Source organism: Haloferula sargassicola (assembly GCF_040362925.1).
In the GTDB taxonomy this organism is placed as follows: Bacteria; Verrucomicrobiota; Verrucomicrobiia; order Verrucomicrobiales; family Akkermansiaceae; genus Haloferula; species Haloferula sargassicola.
Genome location: NZ_BAABRI010000045.1, coordinates 1 through 2,095, shown reverse-complemented (window position 1 = coordinate 2,095; position 2,095 = coordinate 1). Strand labels below are relative to the sequence as shown.

Here is a 2,095-nt window from a genome sequence, read left to right as displayed (position 1 = left end):
AGTGGCCGCAGATGACGAGCTTGATGTTGGTGGAGGGCTTGATGAGTTTTTCCATCAGCGCCGCGCCCTCATTGCGGGGAGACATGCGGTAGGGGGAGGTGGCGATGAGGTTTCCCTGGGTATCGAGCACGGAATGGGTGAGGAGGATGACCTGGTGACCGGCATATTTTTCGGAGGAGATCAGCGCATGACGGTTTCCAGTCGTTCTGGAGGTGACATCCCCTTGACGGGATGGCCTTGAACGGGTGTGAAAGCCCGAAATATCAAGGCTGTGGCTCCCTTCAAGGGGTATGTAGTTATGGAAATCAAATTCGAGGAAATCGGGGCTCAGATCAATCTGGATTTCGACAAGCGCTCCGGGCCGAGGGGTCCGCACTGCGAGGCGCGGCTCCCTCGCAGCAAGGTCGGCCGCAGAGCCTTGATGGACGGGCCCATGCCGCATGGTTCCATTATTTATCTGACGTTCCCCACCGTGCAGGGCTTCTGCCGGTCCTGCGAGCGCTATGTGACTACCTGCCCTCAGGAGGTTCACTCCGACTGCCACCTGGCGGCTGATGAGGCTGGTAAGTTCGTGGGCCGCACTGGCGACCCGTTCCTAGGTCGCCACGATGTTCGAGATCAATGATGGAACCGGGCGCAGCTACGACAAAATCGTCCTGAAAGCGGCCACGCCGCCACCGTGAAGGGCGGATTCGCCGTCGTTGTTAGGATGAAAGCGGGAGGTAATGCGGAGAATCTATCAGAACGATTTTGACGTAGAGTGTGCGGAGGGTAGAATCCGCGCGCATGAGAATGACTTGGCTTCGCTGGAGTGGCGCGATCCTCGCGAATGTTTCGATACTCACGACCTCGGTCGTCGCCTACATTCCTCCGATCGATTTCGAGGCGCCGGAGTTCGTGCCGCTGGATCTTGTGGACGCCGGGTCGGGAACCACCTACGGGGGTTGGGACCTGCTGGCCGGTCTGGCGGAAGTCAGCCCGGTCGGAGAAGGTCTCGGCGGCGGGCAGGCCCTGCGGCTAACGGAAACCTGCCCCTCCGGCGAGGCGCGCGTACGCCGGGATCTCGATTGGGATCCAGCGGAGCAGGTGGCTTTCGTCGATCTGTGGATCAAGCCGCCGGCGAATCCGGCCGGCAGCCCGTCCTCGCTCCACCTGAACGGCAGCCAGATCGCCTTTCAACTCGATGACCAGGGTGCGCTCGGCGAGATCTGGGCCTATAGCGGGGATGACGACGCGGTCGATCCCGGCGAAGAACCGGTGTGGTATCCGCTGGCACCCACCTTCGCGCTCGATCCGGTGGAAGAGCGTGCTACCTCGTTCCTGCGCCTGACTCTGAGGCACGACGTCATCCGCCGCGTGTGGGATGTGTTCATCAATGGAAAGATGGCGGGGGCCAACCTCGGCTTCGAGGGGCGGGTCGGCCTGCTGCAAAGCCTCGACCTTTTCGGCAGCGACGTCACCGATGTGCTCATCGACGAGCTTTCCGCGGATCCCGACAACATGCTCTTTCCGGATGCCGATCAGGACGGCCTGCCCGATGCCTGGGAAACGGCCAACGGCTCCGATCCCAACCGCTATGACCGGGATGAGATCAATCCTGTCACGGGCAAGAGCTGGCTGCAGGACTATCTGGATTCGCTCTGGAACCCGTCCGGTCAGCAGGGCGTGATCCCCAAACTCACGCCACCGCCGGTCGGCGTCGTGCCGCCGCTGACGATCCTCGGCCAGCACGTGCCGATCGGTGCGCTCAAGGGGGCGCTCACCGTCGGCGGCGACGGCTCGGCGTCGTACTCGATCCCGATCGACCTTCCCAAGGGAACCGCCGGGATGGAGCCGAAGATCTCGCTCGACTACTCCAGTAACGGCGCCAACGGCATCGCTGGCCTCGGCTGGTCGCTGAGCGGCCTCCAGCAGATCACCCGCGGCGGTGCCACGCTGGTCAAGGACGGCTTCGTCGACGGTGTGGATTTCGATGCCAACGACCGGTTCTTTTTCAACGGCGAACGTCTGGTGCTGGTCGCGGGCACCTACGGCGCGGATGGCTCGCAGTACCGCACCGAGATGGATTCCTTCGCGCGGATTACAGCCCACGGCC

General features: G+C 62.8%; 2 protein-coding genes. Both read left to right on the top strand.

The window, feature by feature from the left end; translation table 11 throughout:
- The first annotated feature begins 298 nt into the window (after positions 1 to 298).
- Entirely contained in the window at positions 299 to 625 is a 327-nt protein-coding gene (locus tag ABXH26_RS20485; RefSeq protein WP_353568967.1) for a hypothetical protein, read from the top strand.
- Positions 626 to 792: 167 nt separating this feature from the next.
- A partial coding sequence (locus tag ABXH26_RS20480; protein WP_353568966.1) for a SpvB/TcaC N-terminal domain-containing protein occupies positions 793 to 2,095 on the top strand: 1,303 nt, incomplete at its 3' end.

What these genes read in the sequence shown, in the direction of transcription:
- ABXH26_RS20485 (WP_353568967.1), top strand. Translation starts at nt 299, where the DNA reads ATGGAAATCAAATTCGAGGAAATCGGGGCTCAGATCAATCTGGATTTC.